We start from the raw sequence: 575 nt of genomic DNA on the forward strand, positions 1-575 counted from the left end.
CCGCACGTGGACTGGTCGGCGGGCGCAGTACGGCTCCTGACGGAATCTCGGACCTGGCCGCAGACCGACAGGCCGCGACGCGCGGGAGTGTCCTCGTTCGGGGTGAGCGGGACGAACGCGCACGTGATCCTGGAACAGCCGCAGGACGAGCCGGATTCGGCGAGCGAGCGGACGACGGAATCGGCGTCGCCCGACACGATCGTGCCGTGGATCGTGTCGGCGAAGCGTCCGCTCGCCCTGCGCGGCCAGGCCGAGCGGCTGACCGCCTTCGTGGCGGGCGAGGTCGACGCCGTCGACGTGGGCGCCGCCCTGGCGACCGCCAGGGCCGCCCTGGCGGAGCGCGCGGTGGTCGTCGGCGAGTCGGGGGCCGAACTGCACGACGGACTGGCCGCGTTGGCGCACGGCGAGTCGGCCGCGGGGGTGGTGGCGGGATCGGCGGCGGGGACACCGGGCAAGACCGTCTTCGTGTTCCCCGGGCAGGGTTCGCAGTGGGTCGGTATGGCGGCGGAACTGTTCGTGCAGTCGCCGGTGTTCGCGGCGCGGTTCGAGGCGAGTGCGCGGGCGCTTGCGCCGTT

General features: G+C 74.1%; 1 protein-coding gene. It reads left to right on the forward strand.

The genetic code is table 11. The annotated features are described in order from the left end of the window. Positions 1–6 precede the first annotated feature (6 nt). Positions 7–575, forward strand: a 569-nt coding sequence (locus tag GT354_RS08630) for a ketoacyl-synthetase C-terminal extension domain-containing protein (protein WP_346011933.1), incomplete at its 3' end; no start/stop codon positions are given.

The sequence above is a fragment of the Streptomyces sp. SID3343 genome, assembly GCF_009865215.1.
Taxonomy (GTDB): Bacteria; Actinomycetota; Actinomycetes; order Streptomycetales; family Streptomycetaceae; genus Embleya.